This window comes from Cupriavidus sp. 05L310, assembly GCF_056398185.1.
The window spans coordinates 35627-53890 of the sequence record NZ_JBFTOX010000069.1 but is presented as its reverse complement, the minus strand read 5'-3'; the positions used below and the strand labels follow the sequence as shown (position 1 = coordinate 53890).

Sequence of the window (18264 nt, the reverse complement as noted above, 5' to 3'; positions counted from 1 at the left end):
CATCGTGTCCGACCATGGGCAGAAGCATGTCCAGACGCGGGCATCCTGCTCGGGAAGGTCAGTGCGCAGCACGAAACGTTTGAACCAGCCCCTCAGAAATTCATGATGGGCGTTCCCGTCCAGCGTATGGGCCGGCTGGCCGTAAGGGTTCAGGACGTACAGCCGCATGCTGAACGGATCGCCATAGGCATCCGGCGTGCCGCCACGCACGGCGTGGCGTAGCGCGCGAACCCAATTCTCTGGGGTGTAGGGGGGCATGGCGGTGCGCGGTACGGCTATTCAGCGGCGGGGGAACCGCGCGCGCAGCAGTGTCTTGACCGCCGGGCGGGCCACCTTGATCCGGTGGTGCTGGCCGTCCTGCTCGAAAGACAGGTAGTCGGCCGTCCACATCATCTTCTCAATGTGCCGCGTCTCGATGCCGTGCACGGTGACGGCGCTGGCCGTGACCGTGACGTGTTCGCAGTCGAGGCGCAGCTCGGCCGTGTCGCCGGGCAGGAACTGGGTTTCCAGAAAGATCGAGGCAGCCTGGTAGGTCACAGGGAACATGCCATCTCCTGACGGGTGGCGTAGTGGCGCTCGCCGCGAGCTGGAAGCTGAGCGAAGTGCCCTGGTAATGGAACGCCAGGCGGTCAATGGTCCACGGCAGCGCCATGATCGCCGAGGCATCGACCCCCGTCAGCGTGAGGGTGGCGCCCGCGGCCTGCGCGGCGGCCTCGACCTCCGGGTTCCAGGTGTCAGCGGTGAGCAGCGGATCGTCTACGGGCAGGTGGGAGCAGCGGATGGCCAAACGCGCCGCCCCATGGGACTGGCTGTACAGGTAGACTGTGTCCGGATCGCAGGTGAACATGGGCGCACTCTGAAAGTACTGTATGGATATCCAGTATAAGAGTCGTCCGAATGCGGGTGCCGAAAGTTGAGTTAACTGTATGGATATACAGTGTCGCGAGATGGTGTCGTGTCCATCAAAATATTTTCGTGGCACTGGACGTGGCACCAAGAGAATCATATTCGGAGAAATCGGCTTCCAGTAATAGATATAGCCGAATTTATGATTCCTGCTGGCGGACCATAGTACGGTTCGTAGAAGTTCTCTGAAGTCCTCCCCTCCCAAGTAGATCAAGGCCTCGCGGGCTTTCGACGTTCGCCGAAGTTCGCCGGGAGCCGTTGGCATCCGCGTGTTTTAGGGGCATTAGGGGCATCAATAAATGCCCCTATATTTGGTGCCCCTAAACGATGCCCCGTACCGTCTAGCCCTTAATCCTGAAGTACTAATCCCATTGTTGGGCGTGACTATCAAGCGTACATTTGTGCCAACTCTCCACCAAAATAGGACTCGCAATGACATATTCAGTCGCGGCAACTTGTCCGTACTGCAAGACTGTTCGTCGGTTCGGGGTAGAGATGACGGTGTTGGAACTGCCTATGACGGTGCGGCATCGGGTGAGGTGCGGCTGCTCTGAGAGCTGCGGCCAAGAATTTGACCTTGATATTCGCGTGAACTACGTCACTCAGGCTTCCAAGCTTGGGGAGGCAGTTGAGGCGGAGCAAAGTGATTCCTCGTCGCTACCGCCGCCGCCATTGCCTGGATTGCCCGAGTGCCCGACAGGTGGGGGTGTCCCTTTGGGCTAGCTTTGACGCTGGATAGGCGCTGGCTGATCCAGCCGCATATCCGCAGGGTGCAGTCGCATAAAGCTGCGCACCCGCACCCGCAACGGATCCCGGCAGGTCAGCCAGTCCTCCCATTCCGCTCGCGGCACGATGATGATCCCCCGTTCTTCCTTGCCTGGGGCGTGGAAGCGATTCATCAGCAGGTGCTTGTCCGCCGCTCGTGGGGCAGATCATGATGCCCGAGGGAAGGCCGTCGGCAGTTGGCCGTCCCGCAACACTGCTTGCATGACGCGTGAACGATTGCGAAAATCGCGAGCGTCTTTGGACGAGACCGACGAACGCGCGTCGCAATCGCAATACGCGCTCAAGAAACTACCCATGAGAAAAATAGCAACGGTCTTTCTGGCGTTTGCAGTCGCCGGCTGCGCAAGCCCGGCGGCGCCGAATTTCGTGAACGGGAGATATTACATGGCAGGCGATTCGACATGCGAACGATACAGGGTCCTTTCGCCAAGTCGAATCATGTGCTTTAACTCGGACGGTCAGGCAACTGGATACAGAGATGCAATGACCGATCAGCAGTTGCAGATGTATCAGTTCAATCAGCAGATGGCTGCCCAGCAAATTCAGCAGACCAATGCGCAATTGCAGCAGCAAAACCAGCAACTGCGGCAACAGCAGAACGCATGGCTTCAAACGCCGCAGTACGTGGCGCCGCAAGCTGCGCCTCTGACACCACAAGCCGGCAATCAGATCCGATGCATCAACACTGGCCCGGTTACTAACTGCCGATACTAGTGAAGGCGGAAAAGGCCAAGCGAGCCCAAGAGCGCCACCGCGGGCGGATCGACGCCATAGACGACGCGCAGCAGTTGGCGTTCTTTGGGGGGGGCGTGGTGGCGCGGCGCAGCTATTCAGCGGCGGGGGAACCGCGCGCGTAGCGGCGTTTTCACCGCTGGCCGGGCAACCTTGATCCGGTGGTGCTGGCCGTCCTGCTCGAACAACAGGCAGTCGGCCGTCCACACCATCTTCTCGATGTGGCGGGTCTCGATACCGTGACACCTTCGCGGTCGAGGCGCTGCTCGACCGTGTCGCCGGGCAGGAACCGGGTTTCGAGGAAGCTGGAGCCAGCCTGGTAGGTCACAGAGAACATGCCACCTCCTGACGGGTGGCATAGTGGCGCTCGCCGCGGGTGCGCAGGCAAATCGAGCGAGGACCTGTGAACTGGATGCTGTAGGCCAGCAGGAAGCTTAGCCAGGCGCCACGGTAATTGAACTCCAGGCGATCGATTGTCCACGGCAGCGCCATGATTGCTGCGGTGTCGATGCCGTTCAGGACGAGCGTGGCGCCGGTGGCTTGTGCCGCTGCTTCTGCCTCGGGATTCCATGTGTCGGCGGTCAGCAGCGGATCGTCCACGGTGATTCGCTCGCAAGGGAAGGGTGCGGCGACCGCATCGGCTGCGCGGCGGAACAGGAAGACGGTCTCGATATCGCAGGCGAACATGTCTCTCTCACTGGTACTGTATGGATATCCAGTATAAGAGCCGCCTGAATGTAGATGCTGAAAGTTGAGTTAACTGTATGGATATACAGTGCCTCAAGGCGGCGACGTATCCATCAAGATCATCTACATTCGTGGCACCACGAAAATCGTATTCTGGTAAATCGGCTTCCAGTATTGGTTACAGCCGGTTTTATGAATCCTGCCGACGGGGCATAGCCTGGTTCTGGTTCGCGAAAGTTCTCCGAAATCCCCCATTCCCAAGTCAATCAAGGCCTCCTTCGGCCGGTGGCGCTAGCGGCCCTGGGCGGGCAACGCCTTGATCGTGGCGGTGCCATCTTTCTGGACGTCGGCGCGTGCCAGGGTTTTGAGGGCGATCGTCCTGTTTGGCATCCTCAGCACGACGATGATCGCGTCGCCGTGGATGTTCTTCGCCCAGCAGCCGGTATCCCAGGTGCCGCGATTGGACGCATCGCTACGATAAGACGCATAGAAGCGCATGTGCGCGGCATCGACGAACGGCAGGTCGCACTTCTTGTTGATGAACAGGACGGTCGGAGATTGCAGCTGGACAGTTTCCCCGACTTTCATGTTCTCCGTCGGGTAGATGTACGCGTCCTCGGCTGACGCTGCGGCGCACAGCAGTGCTGTTGTGGCGGCCAGTATCATCTTCTTCATGTCGACTCCATGGGGAGAGCAGAGCGAGTTGACGATCCCGAAGCAACGCTTCGGGCAGCATATGAACTGTCAGGTGCACATCCCTTCTTGCAGAAATTGTACGGCTGACGTTTCCGGTCGGCCAGAGGCTTGCTTGGCTGCGGCCATCGCCTCGCCGCGCAACGGCGGCGGGCTTGCGCGACGCCGTTGCCTCAGTGCGCCGCCCCCATCTTCGAAAAGAGCTGGATCACCGCAACCCCCGCGATGATCAGCCCGATTCCTGCCCATGCCGCCAGGTCCGGTATCTGGCGATAGAGCACGCTGGCGATCAGCGTGACCAGCACGATGCCGGCGCCGCACCAGATGGCGTAGGCAATGCCTACCGGCACGGTCTTCATGACCTGCATCAGCAGGAAAAAGGCGCCGACGTATCCGGCTACCACCAGCAAGCTTGGCCACAGGCGCGTAAAGCTCTCGGACGCCTTGAGGCTGCTGGTGGCGATGACTTCGGCCGCGATGGCGAGGGCCAGGAGCACATAAGCGTTCATCGGTAAGTCCTTCTTTTTGGCTGCCGTTGGGGCCACATTTTCCCATACCTTTACTGGCCCGCCGGATGCGCGGCAACCGCTGCGGGTGCCTGCGGTGTACAGTACAAACCACAGTCGGTGCGCGCGCACACGTTGGCGATCCCTCCTTTCGGGTGGTTGTCCGGCATCGTGATGCGCACTTCAATCGGAGTTGGGTGCTTCATTGCAGAAGCGCCGGCGATCCGGTGTTGATCGCCTGCGGGGTGTTCGCGGTAGTCCCGACCAGTTGGCAGACGTCATAAAGCCAACGGCGGGGGAGTCAGGTTCTCAGGGGGGGGCGCCATGAATGGCGAGGATGAGGTACAGACCGTGTGGCCGCAGGTGGAGGGTCACGCGACGGGTCAGGGAGTATGGCGGAACACGATTGCGGCGGCGGATGTCGCGCTGGAAGAAGCCTCGCGCATCCAGCGCGGCGTGCAACATAACCTGAAGCTCCAGCAGGAGGTGAGGGCGCTGCGAGAGGAGCTGCGCAAGGCGCATGGCGAACTGGACCGCTATCGTGGCATGCATGCGCGCGTGGTGGTGGGCATGCGGCAGCTGGAAGAGGATAACGGCGCCGAAATCAGCCGCTTGCGCGCCGAGAGCGAAATGCTGATGGTGCGCCACCGCGTCTACAAGCTGCTCGCCGAACACTACGCGCTGACCGCATTGCGTTTCGAGCCGTCCACATTTGCAGAGCACCGCGACCGGGTGCTTCAGCACATCCTGTTCCAGCGGCGCAAGGGCACGCCGCTATCCGGCATCGGTTCGGCGGACATCGCCTTCCTGCTGCTTTAAGCGTTATCCGGCCCGGGGAGCGGTGCGCGGGCGCAGCACCAGCAGCGCCAGCATGCCACCCACCACGCCCCAGAAGGCCGAACCCACGCCGGCCAGCGTCATGCCGGAGGCGGTGATCATGAACGTGAGCAGGGCCGACTCGCGCTCCGCCGGGGTCTGCATGGCCGTGGTCAGGCCGCTGGCGATCGAGCCAAGCAAGGCGAAGGCGGCTACCGCGACCACCAGCGCCTTGGGAAAGGCGGCGAATAGCGCGGCAATACTGGCGGCCAGCACGCCCGCCACCAGATAGCCGAGTCCGCAAACCACCGCAGCCGTATAGCGCCGGTTGCGGTCCGGATCCGCTTCCGCGCCGGTGCAGATGGCTGCCGTGATCGCCGCGAGGTTGATGCCATGCGAGCCGAACGGCGCGAGCAGGACCGAAGCGATGCCGGTCACGGTGATCAGCGGTGACGCCGCTACGTGATAGCCGTCGGCGCGCAGCACCGCCAATCCGGGAATATTCTGCGAAGCCAGCGCGACGATAAACAGTGGCACGGCGATGCTGACGAAAGCCTGCAGCGAGAATGCCGGCGTGGTCCACACCGGCCGGGCCAGCGCGAAATGGAACGATTCGAAATGCAGCTGGCCAAGCGCGCCGGCCAGCGCCACGCCCACCAGCAGCACGCCCGGCACCGCGTAGCGCGCCCAGAAGCGCTTGCCCGCCAGGTACAACGCGAACATCACCAGCAGCAACAGGGTTTGCTGCTGGGCTTGCACGAACACGTCGACGCTGATGCGGAACAGGATGCCGGCCAGCAGGGCGGAGGCAATACTGGCCGGCAACGCGCGCATCAGTTTGTCGAACCAGCCCGTCAGGCCCGCCGCCGTCATCAGCAGCGCCGCCATCACGAAGGCGCCGATCGCCTCCGGATAGGGCACGCCGGGCAGGCTGGCGATCAGCAGGGCGGCGCCGGGCGTGGACCAGGCAATGACAATGGGAGCACGTGTCAGCAGCGTGAGCCCGATGGTGGTGACGCCCATGCCGATGGATAACGCCCAGATCCAGGAGGCAACCTGCGCATCCGACAGGTGGGCCGCCTGGCCCGCCTGGATCATCAGCACCAGCGAACTGGTATAGCCGGTCAGCATGGCAATCAGCCCGGCTACCAGGGCGGAGACGGAGAGGTCGGTCAGCTTCAGGGGGGCGGTGGCAGTGGACATGGAACGGGGACTTGGCTTGACGAGGCGGGCGCTCGAAAGCGGCCGGGCCGTCATCTTCGCACGAGTTGCGCCGTTCTTGCCCTGCCCTGGAGCATTGCAGGCTCCCCGCAGCCGCATGCGATGCTAGTCGGCAACCTTGTCGCTGGGGAACTTGAAGGAGTCGCGCAGCAGGTAGCTCATCGGGATGTCGAGGTTGACGCCGTGCGGCGGGATCGGCGACTGGAACCACTTCTTGTAGAGCTTTTGGGTCTCGAGCGAATAGATGGCCGAGACCAGCGTCTTGTCCACCAGCCGCTTGAACTCGGCGTCCTGCTTCGACAGCATGATGGCGTAGGGCTCGATCGTCAGCAGTTCGCTGGTGACGGTGTAGCTGGCCGGGTTGCGCGAGTTCGCGCGCAGGCCGTAGAGCAGCACATCGTCCATGACGAAGGCGTCGGCCTTGCCTTGCTCGACCATGGCGAAGGCTTCGGCGTGGTCCCTGGCTTCCACCACGCGGATCTGCATGGCGCCGGAGCCGTTGATCTGGCGAACCACGGCCAGCGATGTCGTGCCCGCCGTGGAGACCACCGTCTTGCCGCGCAGGTCGCCCAGCTTGCGAATGCCGGAGTCGGTCCTCACCAGCATGCGGCTGCCGGCGATGTAGTGCGGGATGGTGAAGGCCACCTGTTCGCGCCGTTCGCGGTTATTGGTGGTGGACCCGCATTCGAGATCGGCTTTGCCGTCGACGATCGCGGTGATGCGGCTGGCCGGCGTGACGGGCACGAATTCCACCTTGAGGGCGGGCGGTGTGAGTGCGCCGCGTAGCGCATCGGCTACCCGCAGGCAGAGGTCGACGGCATAGCCGTGCGGCTTGCCGTCGGCCACGAAGGAAAACGGTACCGAGCTCTCGCGGTGGGCGATGCGCAGCACCCCGGTCTGGGCAATGCGATGCAGCACCGGTGAGCCGTCGGACTGCGCCGCGGCAGGCCTGGCACCGGCGGCCAGCCAGAATGTGAGCAAGGTTGATAGCAGGAGCAGCAGCGGCAGGCGGACCGGGCTGGGCGAAATCGCCAGCCCGGCGCCGCGCAGGCGCCGGCAAACCGGATGGATCATGGATGTCCCCGTACAAAGAAGCGAAAAAGGCGTCGAGCGGAAATGGCGTTGGGTCGCCTGCACCGGTTCGGACCGGTTTTTATGCTGCTACTGCCGTTGTGCTGCGGCCTGCTGGCCGGCAAGCATTGTTCCACGACGGCAAGCAGCCGGACAACGGTCGCGGCGTGGGGTGTTGCGTGGCGAGCAACAGGCCCGGAAGGATGCGGCCGGCCGCGGGCGTTGACGGGACTTTCCCTTACGGACTTGTCCGACTAGAGCCGGGCGGAGGCGCTTGCTATGCTCCGTTCGTGCCTTGCGAGCAGGGCACCGAGGAGAGACTCTTGGGCCCGCGCAAGCGCGGGCCCTTCTTTTTTTGGGCCGCGGCTCCGGGCGAGGGCGCACGGAGGTGGTCTACAATGCCGGCTACCTGGCACCCTGCCGCCTGCTTGCCGGCCGACGCCGGCGGGTGGCTGCGCGTTCAAGCCGCTTGAGTCGCCTTCCTTTCGCTGTCTCCTTTCGTATTGCTCCCATGGCCCTGTTTTCGATTTCCGACGCCCAGCTCGCCTTCGGGCACGTGGCCTTGCTCGACCATGCCGACTTCTCCCTCGAAGCCGGCGAGCGCGTCGGCCTGATTGGCCGCAACGGCACCGGCAAGTCGTCGCTGCTCAAGATCGTGGCCGGCCTGTCCGCGCCGGACGATGGCCTGATCGCGCGTCAGAGTGGCGTGACCTCGGCATATGTGCCGCAGGAGCCTCAGTTCGAGCCGGGCCAGACCGTGTTCGACGCCGTGTCCCTGGGTCTGGGCAAGGTTCACGACCTGCTGGTCGCCTATGAGGCGGCGCTGGCGGCGCTCGACGATAGCCACGATGAGGACTCGCTGGCCGAATTGCACCGCCTGCAGTCCGAAGTCGACGCCGCCGGGGCATGGGGCTTGCGTACGCGGGTGGAAACCACGCTGGCGCAACTCAGCCTTACTGCCGATGTGCGCGTGGATTCGCTGTCCGGCGGCATGCAAAAGCGCGTGGCGCTGGCGCAGGGACTGGTGGCAGAGCCCGACATCCTGCTGCTCGACGAACCCACCAACCACCTGGACGTGGAAGCGATCCGCTGGCTCGAAGACCTGCTGCTGGCTTTCCGCGGCAGCGTGCTGCTGATTACCCACGATCGCGCCTTCCTCGATCGCGTGGCCACCCGCATCGTCGAACTGGACCGCGGCCGGCTCGTTTCCTTCCCCGGCAACTTTGCCGCCTACCAGACGCGCAAGGCCGAGCAACTGGCCGCCGAGCAGGTCGAGCAGGCCAAGTTCGACAAGCTGCTGGCGCAGGAAGAAGTCTGGATCCGCAAGGGCGTGGAAGCGCGCCGCACGCGCAGCGTGGCCCGCATCCAGCGCCTGGTGACGATGCGCAACGAACGCGCGTCGCGGCGCGACGTGCAGGGCAACGTCAAGCTGGAGGTGTCGCAAGGCGAGCGCTCCGGCAAGATCGTCGCCGAGCTGACCAATGTCAGCAAGGCCTTCGGCGACAAGATGGTGGTGCGCGATTTCACCGGCGCCATCATGCGCGGCGACAAGGTCGGCCTGATCGGCTCCAATGGCGCGGGCAAGACCACGCTGCTGCGGCTGATCCTGGGCGAACTGGCGCCGGATACTGGCGAGGTCAAGAACGGCAGCAATATGCAGGTGGCGTATTTTGACCAGATGCGCACGCAGCTGGACCTGGAGCGCTCGCTGGCCGATACCATCAGCCCGGGCAGCGACTGGGTCGAAATCAACGGCCAGCGCAAGCACGTGATGAGCTACCTGGGCGACTTCCTGTTCGCGCCGGAGCGCGCGCGTTCGCCGGTCAAGTCGCTGTCCGGCGGCGAGCGCAACCGGCTGCTGCTGGCGCGCCTGTTCGCGCGCCCGGCCAATGTGCTGGTGCTCGACGAACCCACCAACGATCTGGACATCGACACGCTGGAACTGCTGGAGGAACTGCTGCAGGACTACAGCGGCACTGTTTTCCTGGTCTCGCACGACCGGGCCTTCCTGGACAACGTGGTGACTTCGACCATCGCCGCCGAAGGCGACGGGCGCTGGCGCGAGTATGTGGGCGGCTACTCCGACTGGCAGGTGCAGTCGGCGCGCAGCGCGGCCATGCAGGAAGCGCGCGCGGGCGAGCGCAAGGCAGCGGAAGCGCCGAAGCCGCGCGAAGCGCGCGCCCCCGGCCGCGTGGTCAAGCTGTCGTACAAGGAGCAACGCGAACTCGATACGCTGCCCGAGCGCATTGCCTCGCTGGAAAATGAGCAGAAGGCCGTCAGCGCGCAGTTGGCGGATGGCTCGCTCTATGTCAGCGACGCGGGCAAGGCCGCGCAGCTTGCGGCGCGGCACGATGAGATCGACATGGAACTGCTGGAGGCGCTGGAGCGCTGGGAAGTGCTGGAGGCGAAGACCAAGGCCGAGGCGCAGTAACGGGGCAGGGCGGTCGGGCGGGGGCGTCCCATGTGCCATGGGACGCCCGCCGTCCTTACCCGCACCAGGCCAGCACCATGTTAGTCAGATCCACCATGAACGCCGGCCGCAGGTAGGACATGAAGCCCAGCACCATCAACGCGGCCAGCGCCGCGAAGCCGCCGGCCCGCAAGGCAGCGGCGCGCGCGGCGCTCATGCCACTGCCGCCTGCGGGCGCGCGATCGCGTGCTCGCGTATCGGCAGGTTGACCAGCGCGGCGACGACGCCCAGCCCGATTGCGATCATCCACACCATGTCGTACGTGCCGGTGCGGTCGTACAGGAAGCCCCCCAGCCAGGCGCCCAGGAAGCTGCCGATCTGGTGCGAGAAGAACACCACCCCTGACAGCATCGACAGATACTGCACGCCGAATACCTGGGCAATGATGCCGTTGGTCAGCGGCACCGTGGACAGCCACAGGAAGCCCATCATGGCGGCGAACACCCAGGTGCTGGCGGCCGTCAGCGGCAGCAGCAGGTAGGCGGCGATCACCACCGAGCGGGTGATGTAGATCATCGACAGCAGGTGGCGCTTGGGCATGCGCTGGCCGAGCGCGCCGGCGCTATAGGTGCCGAACACATTGAACAGGCCGATCAGCGCCAGCGCCACGGTGGCGATCTTGGGATCGGTCAGGCCGCGGTCCTTGAGGTAGGGCGCCAGGTGCACGCCGATGAACACCACCTGGAAGCCGCACACGAAATAGCCCAGCGTCAGCAACTGGAAGTTGCGGTTGCCGAACGCTTCGCGCACGGCCTGGCCGATGGTCTGCTGGAAGCCGCTCCCGTGCCCCTCGCTTTGCGGCTCGCGCAGGCTGAAGGCCAGCGGCAGCATCAGGCAAGCCAGCACCGCCAGCACGAACAAGGCGTTCTGCCAGCCTGCCACCGAGATCAGCGTCTGCTCGACGGGGATCATCAGGAACTGGCCGAAGGAGCCCGCGGCGGCTGCGATGCCCATGGCCCAGACGCGTTTCTCTGGGCTGGCTACGCGCCCGATCACGCCGTACACCACGCTGTACGTGGTGCCGGATTGCGCAATGCCGATCAGGATGCCGGCGCCCGAGGCAAAGGCGGTGCCCGAGGTGGCCATCGCCATGACTACCAGGCCCCCGACATAAAGTGCAATGCCGATCAGCATGATGCGGAACGCGCCGAACTTGTCGGCCAGGGCGCCGGTGAACGGCTGGGTCACGCCCCACATCAGGTTCTGCAGCGCCAGCGCGAAGGCGAAAGTCTCGCGGCTCCAGCCGTGCGTCTGCGTGATGGGAAGGTTGAACAGGCCGAAACCGTGCCGGATACCCATTGACAGGGTGACGAGCAAGCCACCGCATATAAGGACTGTTGTGAGGGAAAGTGCCTTTTTCGGCGTGCTTTGAATGTTGTTCTGCATGGCGTCCTGCATCCTGGCTCGGTGTGCGTAGTGCTGTTTTTAGTTTTGCCGGCGCGGTCCGGGCCCGTCTGGGCTGCGCCTGTGCGAGCGAGTGTACCCCGCATCGGCTCGTGGCGTCGGGCGCCGCTCCGGGGCAGGGTTAGTGCCGAATATGCTGCATTGATCACTGTAACGCGCAGTCACGATTGGCACCAAGACGGCTGCGCGCTTCCATTACAATGCAGGCTGCCCGGCCCCCCTGGCTGGCGTGCGGCAAGCGCCCCCCGCCAAGGCTGGCCGAGAATCCTACTAAGCAAGCGACTCCATGGCGAGCAAAACCAGTCAGTACAGCGAATCTTCCATCCGGGTCCTGAAGGGCCTGGAGCCGGTCAAGCAACGGCCCGGCATGTACACCCGTACCGACAACCCCCTGCATATCGTGCAGGAGGTGATCGATAACGCCTCCGACGAAGCGCTCGGCGGCCACGGGTCCGAAATCATGGTCACCCTGCACCGCGACGGCAGCGTCAGCGTGGAGGACGATGGCCGCGGCATCCCGGTCGGCATCCACCCCGAAGAGCAGGTCCCGGTGGTGGAAATCGTATTTACCCGCCTGCACGCGGGCGGCAAGTTCGACAAGGGCAAGGGCGGCGCGTACGCCTTCTCGGGCGGCCTGCACGGGGTGGGCGTTTCCGTCACCAATGCGCTGTCGACCCAGCTCGACGTGACCGTCTGGCGCGACGGTAACTGTTCCACGCTGACCTTCTCCGGCGGCGACGTCACCGTGCCGCTGGCCACGCGCAAGCTCGAGCGCGGCGAGAAGAAGAGCGGCACGCGGGTGCAGGTGTGGCCCGACGCGAAATACTTCGATTCGGCCACGATCCCGATGGCCGAGTTGCAGCGCCTGCTGCGCAGCAAGGCCGTGCTGCTGCCCGGCGTCAAGGTCACGCTGCTGCACGAGAAAAATGGCGAACGCCAGACCTGGCAGTATGACCAGGGCCTGAAGGGCTACCTGGTGGAAGCGCTGGCACAGGGCAGCGGCGCCGAACTGGTGGTGCCGATGTTCGAGGGCGAGCACTTCGCCGACCCCGACGCCAACCCGGCCGAGGAAGGCTTCGCGGAAGGCGAGGGCGCTTCCTGGGTGGTGGCCTGGACCGAGGACGGCGCGCCGGTGCGCGAATCCTACGTCAACCTGATCCCCACCCCCGCCGGCGGCACGCACGAGTCCGGCCTGCGCGAAGGCCTGTTCCAGGCGGTCAAGAGCTTTATCGAGATGCACGCGCTGCAGCCCAAGGGCGTCAAGCTGATGAGCGAAGACGTTTTCGCGCGCGCGTCCTTCGTGCTGTCCGCCAAGGTGCTGGACCCGCAGTTCCAGGGCCAGATCAAGGAGCGCCTGAACAGCCGCGACGCGGTGAAGCTGGTGTCCGCCTTCAGCCGCCCCGCGCTGGAGCTGTGGCTGAACCATCATGTGGAATACGGCAAGAAGCTGGCCGAGCTGGTGATCCGCCAGGCGCAGGCGCGTACGCGCGCCGCGCAAAAAGTGGAAAAGAAGAAGGGCTCCGGCGTGGCCGTGCTGCCGGGCAAGCTGACCGACTGCGAATCCACCGACGTCACCCGCAACGAACTGTTCCTGGTCGAGGGCGATTCCGCCGGCGGTTCCGCCAAGATGGGGCGCGACAAGGAGTTCCAGGCCATCCTGCCGCTGCGCGGCAAGGTGCTCAACACCTGGGAGACCGAGCGCGACCGCCTCTTCGCCAACAACGAAGTGCACGATATCGCAGTGGCCATCGGCGTGGACCCGCACAGCGCCAATGACGAGCCCGACCTTTCCAACCTGCGCTATGGCAAGATCTGCATCCTGTCCGACGCGGACGTGGACGGCGCGCACATCCAGGTGCTGTTGCTGACCTTGTTCTTCAAGCATTTCCCCAAGCTGATCGACAACGGCAATGTGTGCGTGGCGCGCCCGCCGCTGTACCGCGTGGATGCGCCGGCGCGCGGCAAGAAGCCGGCCCAGAAGCTCTATGCGCTGGACGATGGCGAACTGGTGGCGATCCAGGACAAGCTGATGAAGGACGGCATCAAGGAAGGCGGCTGGCAGATCTCCCGCTTCAAGGGGTTGGGCGAGATGAATGCCGAGCAGCTTTGGGAAACCACCATGAATCCCGACACGCGCCGCCTGTTGCCGGTCGCGCTGGGCCATTTCGACCTGCCCCAGACCGTGGGCGTGATGAATATGCTGATGGGCAAGGGCGAGGCCGCGCAGCGGCGTACCTGGCTCGAAGAGCGTGGCAACGAGGTGGTTGCCGATATCTGATATCTGATATCTGATGGCCAGGCAGCCGGCGTTCGTGACGTCCGGTGCCTGCATGACGCGAGGAATCCCGATGGCAAAGACCAGACCTACCAGCAACCGGCCGCGGCAGTGGATTGCCGCCGGCATGCTGCTGGCCGGCCTGGCCCTGGCGCCGGCGGCCCACGCGGCGCTGTATGGCTACATCGACGACGACGGCGTGGCGCATTTCTCGGATGAGAAGCTGGACGAGCGCTATACGCTGTTCATGAAGAACGGCGGCGAGCTCAAGAGCCCCTCGGTGGGCCGCGCCAGCGCCGGCGGCCAGATCGACCTGGAAACGCACAAGCTTTACCGCTACGTCGTCAACCATCCCAATATCGCCACGGTCGAACCCATCATCCGCCAGGTCGCGCAGGCGCAGAATGTGGATCCGGCGCTGGTCAAGGCGGTGATGGCGGTGGAGTCGGGCTTCAACGCCGGCGCGGTGTCGCCCAAGGGCGCGATCGGGCTGATGCAGGTGATTCCCGACACCGGCGCGCGCTTCGGCGTGAGCGCTGACGCGCGGCGCACGGTCGGGCAGAAGCTGGCCGACCCGCATACCAATATCTCGGCCGGCGTGCGTTATTTGCGCTGGCTGATGGAGCTGTTCCCCAACAACCTCGAACTGGTGCTGGCAGCGTACAACGCCGGCGAGGGCGCGGTACAGCGCTACAACAACAAGATTCCGCCTTATCCCGAGACCCAGCAGTACGTCAGCACGGTGCTGCAGTTCTATCGCTTCTACCGTCCGGGCGGCGCGCCCGCGGGGGTCGCGGGCGGGGGCATCAATCGCGTCAAGATGGTGATCGGCGGCCGCCGCAACATGCCCTGATCCGATCACGGACAACACGACGAACCGCATAACGAACAACTTGCAACCGGCGCACCGGCCAACGATGCGATGCGCCGTATTCTTGCCAATCCATGGAACAACAAGACATTCCGTTTGACCCAGGTTCACCCGACGAGGGAGCGGACTCGCTGACGCTTGCGCACTACGCCGAGCGCGCCTATCTCGACTACGCCATCAGTGTGGTCAAGGGCCGCGCGCTGCCGGAAGTCGCCGACGGCCAGAAGCCGGTGCAGCGCCGCATCCTGTTCGCCATGCACGAGATGGGCTTGCGCGCCGACGCCAAGCCGGTCAAGTCGGCGCGCGTGGTGGGCGACGTGCTCGGTAAATTCCACCCGCACGGCGACCAGTCCGCCTACGATGCGCTGGTGCGGCTGGCGCAGGACTTCTCGCTGCGCTACCCGCTGATCGATGGGCAGGGCAACTTCGGCTCGCGCGATGGCGATGGCGCCGCCGCGATGCGGTACACCGAGGCCCGCCTCACGCCGATCTCGCGCCTGCTGCTCGACGAGATCGACCAGGGCACGGTGGACTTCGTGCCCAACTACGACGGCTCGATGGAAGAGCCCAAGCTGATGCCGGCGCGGCTGCCGTTCGTGCTGCTCAACGGCGCTTCCGGCATTGCCGTGGGCATGGCCACCGAAGTCCCGCCGCACAACCTGCGCGAAGTCGCGGCGGCCACCGTGGCGATGATCCGCAACCCCAACATCACGCTGGCCGAACTGCTGGCGCTGATGCCCGGGCCGGACTATCCCGGCGGCGGCCAGATCATTTCACCGGCTTCGGATATCGCCGCGATCTACGAGAACGGCCGTGGCAGCCTGAAGGTGCGCGCGCGCTGGACCATCGAGGAAATGGCGCGCGGCCAGTGGCAACTGGTGGTGACCGAACTGCCGCCGAGCACGTCGTCGCAGAAGGTGCTGGAGGAGATCGAGGAGATCACCAACCCCAAGGTGCGTGCCGGCAAGAAGTCGCTCACGCCCGAGCAGTTGCAGCTCAAGCAGGGCATGCTGGCCGTGCTCGACGCGGTGCGCGACGAGTCCGGCAAGGACGCGCCGGTGCGGCTGGTGTTCGAGCCCAAGAGCAAGAACATCGAGCAGCAGGAATTCATCCAGACGCTGCTGGCGCATACCAGCCTGGAATCCGGCGCCTCGATCAACCTGGTGATGATCGGCACCGATGGCCGGCCGCGACAAAAGGGCCTTGCCGATATCCTGCGCGAGTGGATCGCCTTCCGCTTCGCCACTGTCACCCGCCGTACCCGCCATCGGCTGGGCAAGGTCGAGGACCGCATCCACATCCTGGAAGGCCGGATGCTGGTGCTGCTCAATATCGACGAGGTGATCCGCATCATCCGCGAGAGCGACGAGCCCAAGCCGGCGCTGATGCAGGCCTTCAGCCTGTCCGACCGCCAGGCCGAGGACATCCTGGAAATCCGCCTGCGTCAGCTGGCCAGGCTGGAAGCCATCCGCATCGAGCAGGAGCTGAAGACCCTGCGCGACGAGCAAGCCGAGCTGGACGTGCTGCTCAAGTCCGAGACCATGATGCGCCGCCGCATCATCAAGGAAATCGAGACCGACGCCAAGCAGTACAGCCCCGAAGACAAGGACCCGCGCCGCACGCTGATCCAGGAAGAGCGCCGCGCCGCCGCCGAAGTGCGCGTGGTTGACGAGCCCGTCACCGTGGTGGTGTCGCAAAAGGGCTGGGTGCGCACGCGCCAGGGCCACGGCCACGATGCGCAGCAGTTCACCTTCAAGGCGGGCGATGCACTGTACGGCACCTTCGAGTGCCGCACCGTGGACGTCATGCTGGTGTTCGGCACCAATGGCCGCGCGTACACCGTGCCGGTCGCCGGCCTGCCCGGCGGGCGGGGCGACGGCGTGCCGGTGACGACGCTGATCGAGTTGCAGCCCGGCAGCCAGATCGCCCACACCTTCGCCGGCAGCGTCGACCAGCGCATGCTGGTCGCCACGCGCGGCGGTAACGGCTTCCAGACCAAGGTGGGGGATATGGTCAGCCGGCAGAAGGGCGGTCGCGCCTACCTCACGCTGGACGAGGGCGACGCGCCGCTGGTGCCCGCGCCGATCGGCGAGGAAGCCACGCACGTGGCCTGCTTGTCGGCCAACGGCCGCATGCTGCTGGTGTCGCTCGACGAGATCAAGTCGCTGTCGGCCGGTGGCCGTGGCGTGATCCTGATGGAGCTGGAGCCCAAGGAGACGCTGTTGCAGGCGATCGCCGTGGGCGCGCCGGGCCTGTTGGTGTCCGGCGCCGGGCGCGGCGGCAAGCCAAGCTCGCAGAAGCTCTACGGCCAGCTGCTGCTGCCTTATGTGGGCAAGCGCGCCCGCAAGGGCCGCGCGCTGGATCTCAGGCTCAAGGAGCCGAGCATCGAGCCGGTACGGATCGTCCCCCCGGCAAGCGGCAACTAAGCCGCGTCAACCCAAACTGGCCCTGCGCGACAATGCGCGGGGCTTTTTTCTTTACCGCGCATGGCGGAACGCTCGGGTGCCATCCCGTCAGGCCATGTCTCTCCCGTTTACACGCGATGCCAGTTACTCCTTCCCCCGCCGGCGACGATCCGATGGTAGCGCTAGCACCCCCGCCCACGCCGCGGCGCCTGTTCATCGAATTTGCGCGCATGGGGCTCTCAGGCTTCGGCGGCGTGCTGCCGTTCGTGCGGCGCGCCGTGGTGGATCGCAACCGCTGGCTTGGCGACCGCGACTTCGTCGAGCTGCTCAGCCTCGGGCAGGTGCTGCCTGGCCCCAACGTGATCAACCTCGCGCTGATGCTGGGCCTGCGCTTTGCCGGGCTGCGCGGCGCGCTCGCGGCCTTCGCGGGGCTGGTGATGGTGCCAATGGTGGGCGTGCTGGCGCTGATGCTGCTGTACGAGCACTACCGCGACGTGGCGGCGGTGCAGCGCATGCTGACGGGCATGACGGCGGTGTCGACGGGCCTGGTGCTGTCGACCGGCTTCAAGCTGGCGCAAAGCCAGCCGCGCACCGTGCGGGGGTTGATGATCGGCGGTGCGGCGTTTGTCGGCATCGGGCTGCTGCGCTGGCCGCTCGTGCCGGTGATGGCGGTGCTGGTGCCGATGGGCCTGGTGCTGGAGTGGCGCAGCGAGCAACTGGCGCGGCGCGCGCATGCGCCACTGGCGCCGACTGCGATCGACGCGCCCGGCATGCCGTCCAGCGATGATGGCATCGATGCCGTGCCGCCCGAGGCCAAGGAGCCGCGCCAATGAACTCGCCCAACGTGCTTTCCAGCCTGCTCACGCATTTTCTGATGCTGTCATTCCTTGCCATCGGCGGGGCCAGCACCACCATCCCCGACATGCATCGCTTCCTGGTGGAGTCGAACGCCTGGATGAGCGACGCGCAGTTCTCCGCCATGTACGCCATCTCGCAGGCCGCGCCTGGGCCGAACATCTTGTTCGTTGCCCTGTTCGGCTGGCAGGTGGCGGGTCTGGCCGGCGCCATCGTCGGCATGATTGGCATTTGCGGGCCGTCCAGCGTGATCGCGCTCGGTTTCGAGTATTTCGCCGGCCGCTCGCCGCAGGCGCGCTGGCCCGGCCTGATCCGGCGCGGCCTTGCCACGCTGACCATCGGCCTGCTGTTCTCCACCGGCTGGATTCTTGCCGCGAGCGTGGATCACCGCTGGACTGCGGTGGCGGTGACGGTGGTTACCATCGGGTTGATGTTGAAGACCAAGGTGCATCCGTTGGTGTTGGTGGGGGTGGGGGCTGGGGCGGGGGTATTGGGGTGGGTTTGAGGGGGGGGGTTGTTGTTGGTTGTTGGGGGAAAGGGCCTCTCTGTGTAGGTGGTTGCTGTTC

Annotated in this window: 17 protein-coding genes and 1 pseudogene; 8 read left to right on the top strand and 10 right to left on the bottom strand. The window is 65.1% G+C overall.

Annotated features, from left to right (window positions below):
* From AC1DS6_RS36045 to AC1DS6_RS36035, 3 genes are all read right to left on the bottom strand, one after another.
* Positions 1-258: hypothetical protein (locus AC1DS6_RS36045; protein ID WP_477104288.1), on the bottom strand; the 258-nt coding region annotated here is incomplete at its 3' end.
* Between the two features lie 21 nt (positions 259-279).
* The gene (locus tag AC1DS6_RS36040; RefSeq protein WP_441626861.1) at positions 280-546 is read right to left on the bottom strand and encodes a hypothetical protein; all 267 of its coding nucleotides are present in this window, start codon (positions 544-546) and stop codon (positions 280-282) included.
* A 1079-nt stretch (positions 547-1625) separates the two neighbouring features.
* On the bottom strand, positions 1626-1805 hold the full coding sequence (locus tag AC1DS6_RS36035) for a hypothetical protein (RefSeq protein ID WP_441626859.1): 180 nt from the start codon (positions 1803-1805) through the stop codon (positions 1626-1628).
* Positions 1806-2175: 370 nt separating this feature from the next.
* On the opposite strand from AC1DS6_RS36035, the gene AC1DS6_RS36030 reads away from it, so the two are divergent.
* Positions 2176-2406 (top strand): hypothetical protein, encoded by a 231-nt coding sequence (locus AC1DS6_RS36030; protein WP_477104287.1) that lies wholly within the window; start codon positions 2176-2178, stop codon positions 2404-2406.
* Positions 2407-2748: 342 nt separating this feature from the next.
* Here AC1DS6_RS36030 and AC1DS6_RS36025 read toward each other — a convergent pair whose 3' ends face one another.
* The 3 genes from AC1DS6_RS36025 to AC1DS6_RS36015 form a co-directional block, all read right to left on the bottom strand.
* The gene (locus AC1DS6_RS36025; protein ID WP_428178902.1) at positions 2749-3111 is read right to left on the bottom strand and encodes a hypothetical protein; all 363 of its coding nucleotides are present in this window, start codon (positions 3109-3111) and stop codon (positions 2749-2751) included.
* A gap of 291 nt (positions 3112-3402) precedes the next feature.
* Complete coding sequence (locus AC1DS6_RS36020; protein WP_441626855.1) at positions 3403-3786, bottom strand: hypothetical protein; 384 nt, start codon at positions 3784-3786, stop codon at positions 3403-3405.
* Between the two features lie 191 nt (positions 3787-3977).
* Positions 3978-4313: a DMT family transporter gene (locus tag AC1DS6_RS36015; protein WP_035869710.1), complete on the bottom strand. Its 336-nt coding sequence runs from the start codon at positions 4311-4313 to the stop codon at positions 3978-3980.
* Between the two features lie 321 nt (positions 4314-4634).
* On the opposite strand from AC1DS6_RS36015, the gene AC1DS6_RS36010 reads away from it, so the two are divergent.
* Positions 4635-5129, top strand: a complete 495-nt coding sequence (locus AC1DS6_RS36010) for a hypothetical protein (RefSeq protein ID WP_276286667.1) — start codon at positions 4635-4637, stop codon at positions 5127-5129.
* Between the two features lie 3 nt (positions 5130-5132).
* On the opposite strand, the gene AC1DS6_RS36005 is transcribed toward AC1DS6_RS36010, so the two are convergent.
* Both AC1DS6_RS36005 and AC1DS6_RS36000 read right to left on the bottom strand, forming a co-directional pair.
* A complete protein-coding gene (locus tag AC1DS6_RS36005; RefSeq protein ID WP_441626851.1) occupies positions 5133-6329 on the bottom strand; it encodes a benzoate/H(+) symporter BenE family transporter in 1197 nt (398 codons plus the stop codon).
* A gap of 123 nt (positions 6330-6452) precedes the next feature.
* Positions 6453-7421, bottom strand: a complete 969-nt coding sequence (locus AC1DS6_RS36000; RefSeq protein ID WP_477104286.1) for an amino acid ABC transporter substrate-binding protein — start codon at positions 7419-7421, stop codon at positions 6453-6455.
* Between the two features lie 508 nt (positions 7422-7929).
* Here AC1DS6_RS36000 and AC1DS6_RS35995 point away from each other — a divergent pair.
* Positions 7930-9849, top strand: coding sequence for an ATP-binding cassette domain-containing protein (locus AC1DS6_RS35995; protein ID WP_441626847.1), 1920 nt, complete (start codon positions 7930-7932; stop codon positions 9847-9849).
* Between the two features lie 55 nt (positions 9850-9904).
* Here the strand turns inward: AC1DS6_RS35995 and AC1DS6_RS35990 are convergent, their stop codons facing one another.
* Both AC1DS6_RS35990 and AC1DS6_RS35985 read right to left on the bottom strand, forming a co-directional pair.
* Complete coding sequence (locus AC1DS6_RS35990; RefSeq protein WP_441626845.1) at positions 9905-10045, bottom strand: hypothetical protein; 141 nt, start codon at positions 10043-10045, stop codon at positions 9905-9907.
* A complete protein-coding gene (locus tag AC1DS6_RS35985; RefSeq protein ID WP_477104285.1) occupies positions 10042-11274 on the bottom strand; it encodes an MFS transporter in 1233 nt (410 codons plus the stop codon). The genes AC1DS6_RS35990 and AC1DS6_RS35985 overlap by 4 nt, the downstream gene beginning before the upstream one ends.
* A 304-nt stretch (positions 11275-11578) precedes the next feature.
* On the opposite strand from AC1DS6_RS35985, the gene AC1DS6_RS35980 reads away from it, so the two are divergent.
* The 5 genes and pseudogenes from AC1DS6_RS35980 (at position 11579) to AC1DS6_RS35960 (ending at position 18203) form a co-directional block, all read left to right on the top strand.
* Positions 11579-13570, top strand: a complete 1992-nt coding sequence (locus tag AC1DS6_RS35980) for a DNA topoisomerase IV subunit B (RefSeq protein ID WP_045239668.1) — start codon at positions 11579-11581, stop codon at positions 13568-13570.
* Between the two features lie 70 nt (positions 13571-13640).
* The gene (locus AC1DS6_RS35975; RefSeq protein WP_035869694.1) at positions 13641-14420 is read left to right on the top strand and encodes a lytic transglycosylase domain-containing protein; all 780 of its coding nucleotides are present in this window, start codon (positions 13641-13643) and stop codon (positions 14418-14420) included.
* Positions 14421-14512: 92 nt separating this feature from the next.
* The gene (gene parC / locus AC1DS6_RS35970) at positions 14513-16864 is read left to right on the top strand and encodes a DNA topoisomerase IV subunit A (protein WP_441626838.1); all 2352 of its coding nucleotides are present in this window, start codon (positions 14513-14515) and stop codon (positions 16862-16864) included.
* A gap of 116 nt (positions 16865-16980) precedes the next feature.
* Positions 16981-17553: pseudogene (locus tag AC1DS6_RS35965) on the top strand (chromate transporter); the annotation flags it as partial.
* 119 nt (positions 17554-17672) lie between these two features.
* The gene (locus AC1DS6_RS35960) at positions 17673-18203 is read left to right on the top strand and encodes a chromate transporter (protein WP_477104284.1); all 531 of its coding nucleotides are present in this window, start codon (positions 17673-17675) and stop codon (positions 18201-18203) included.
* Positions 18204-18264: the final 61 nt, after the last annotated feature.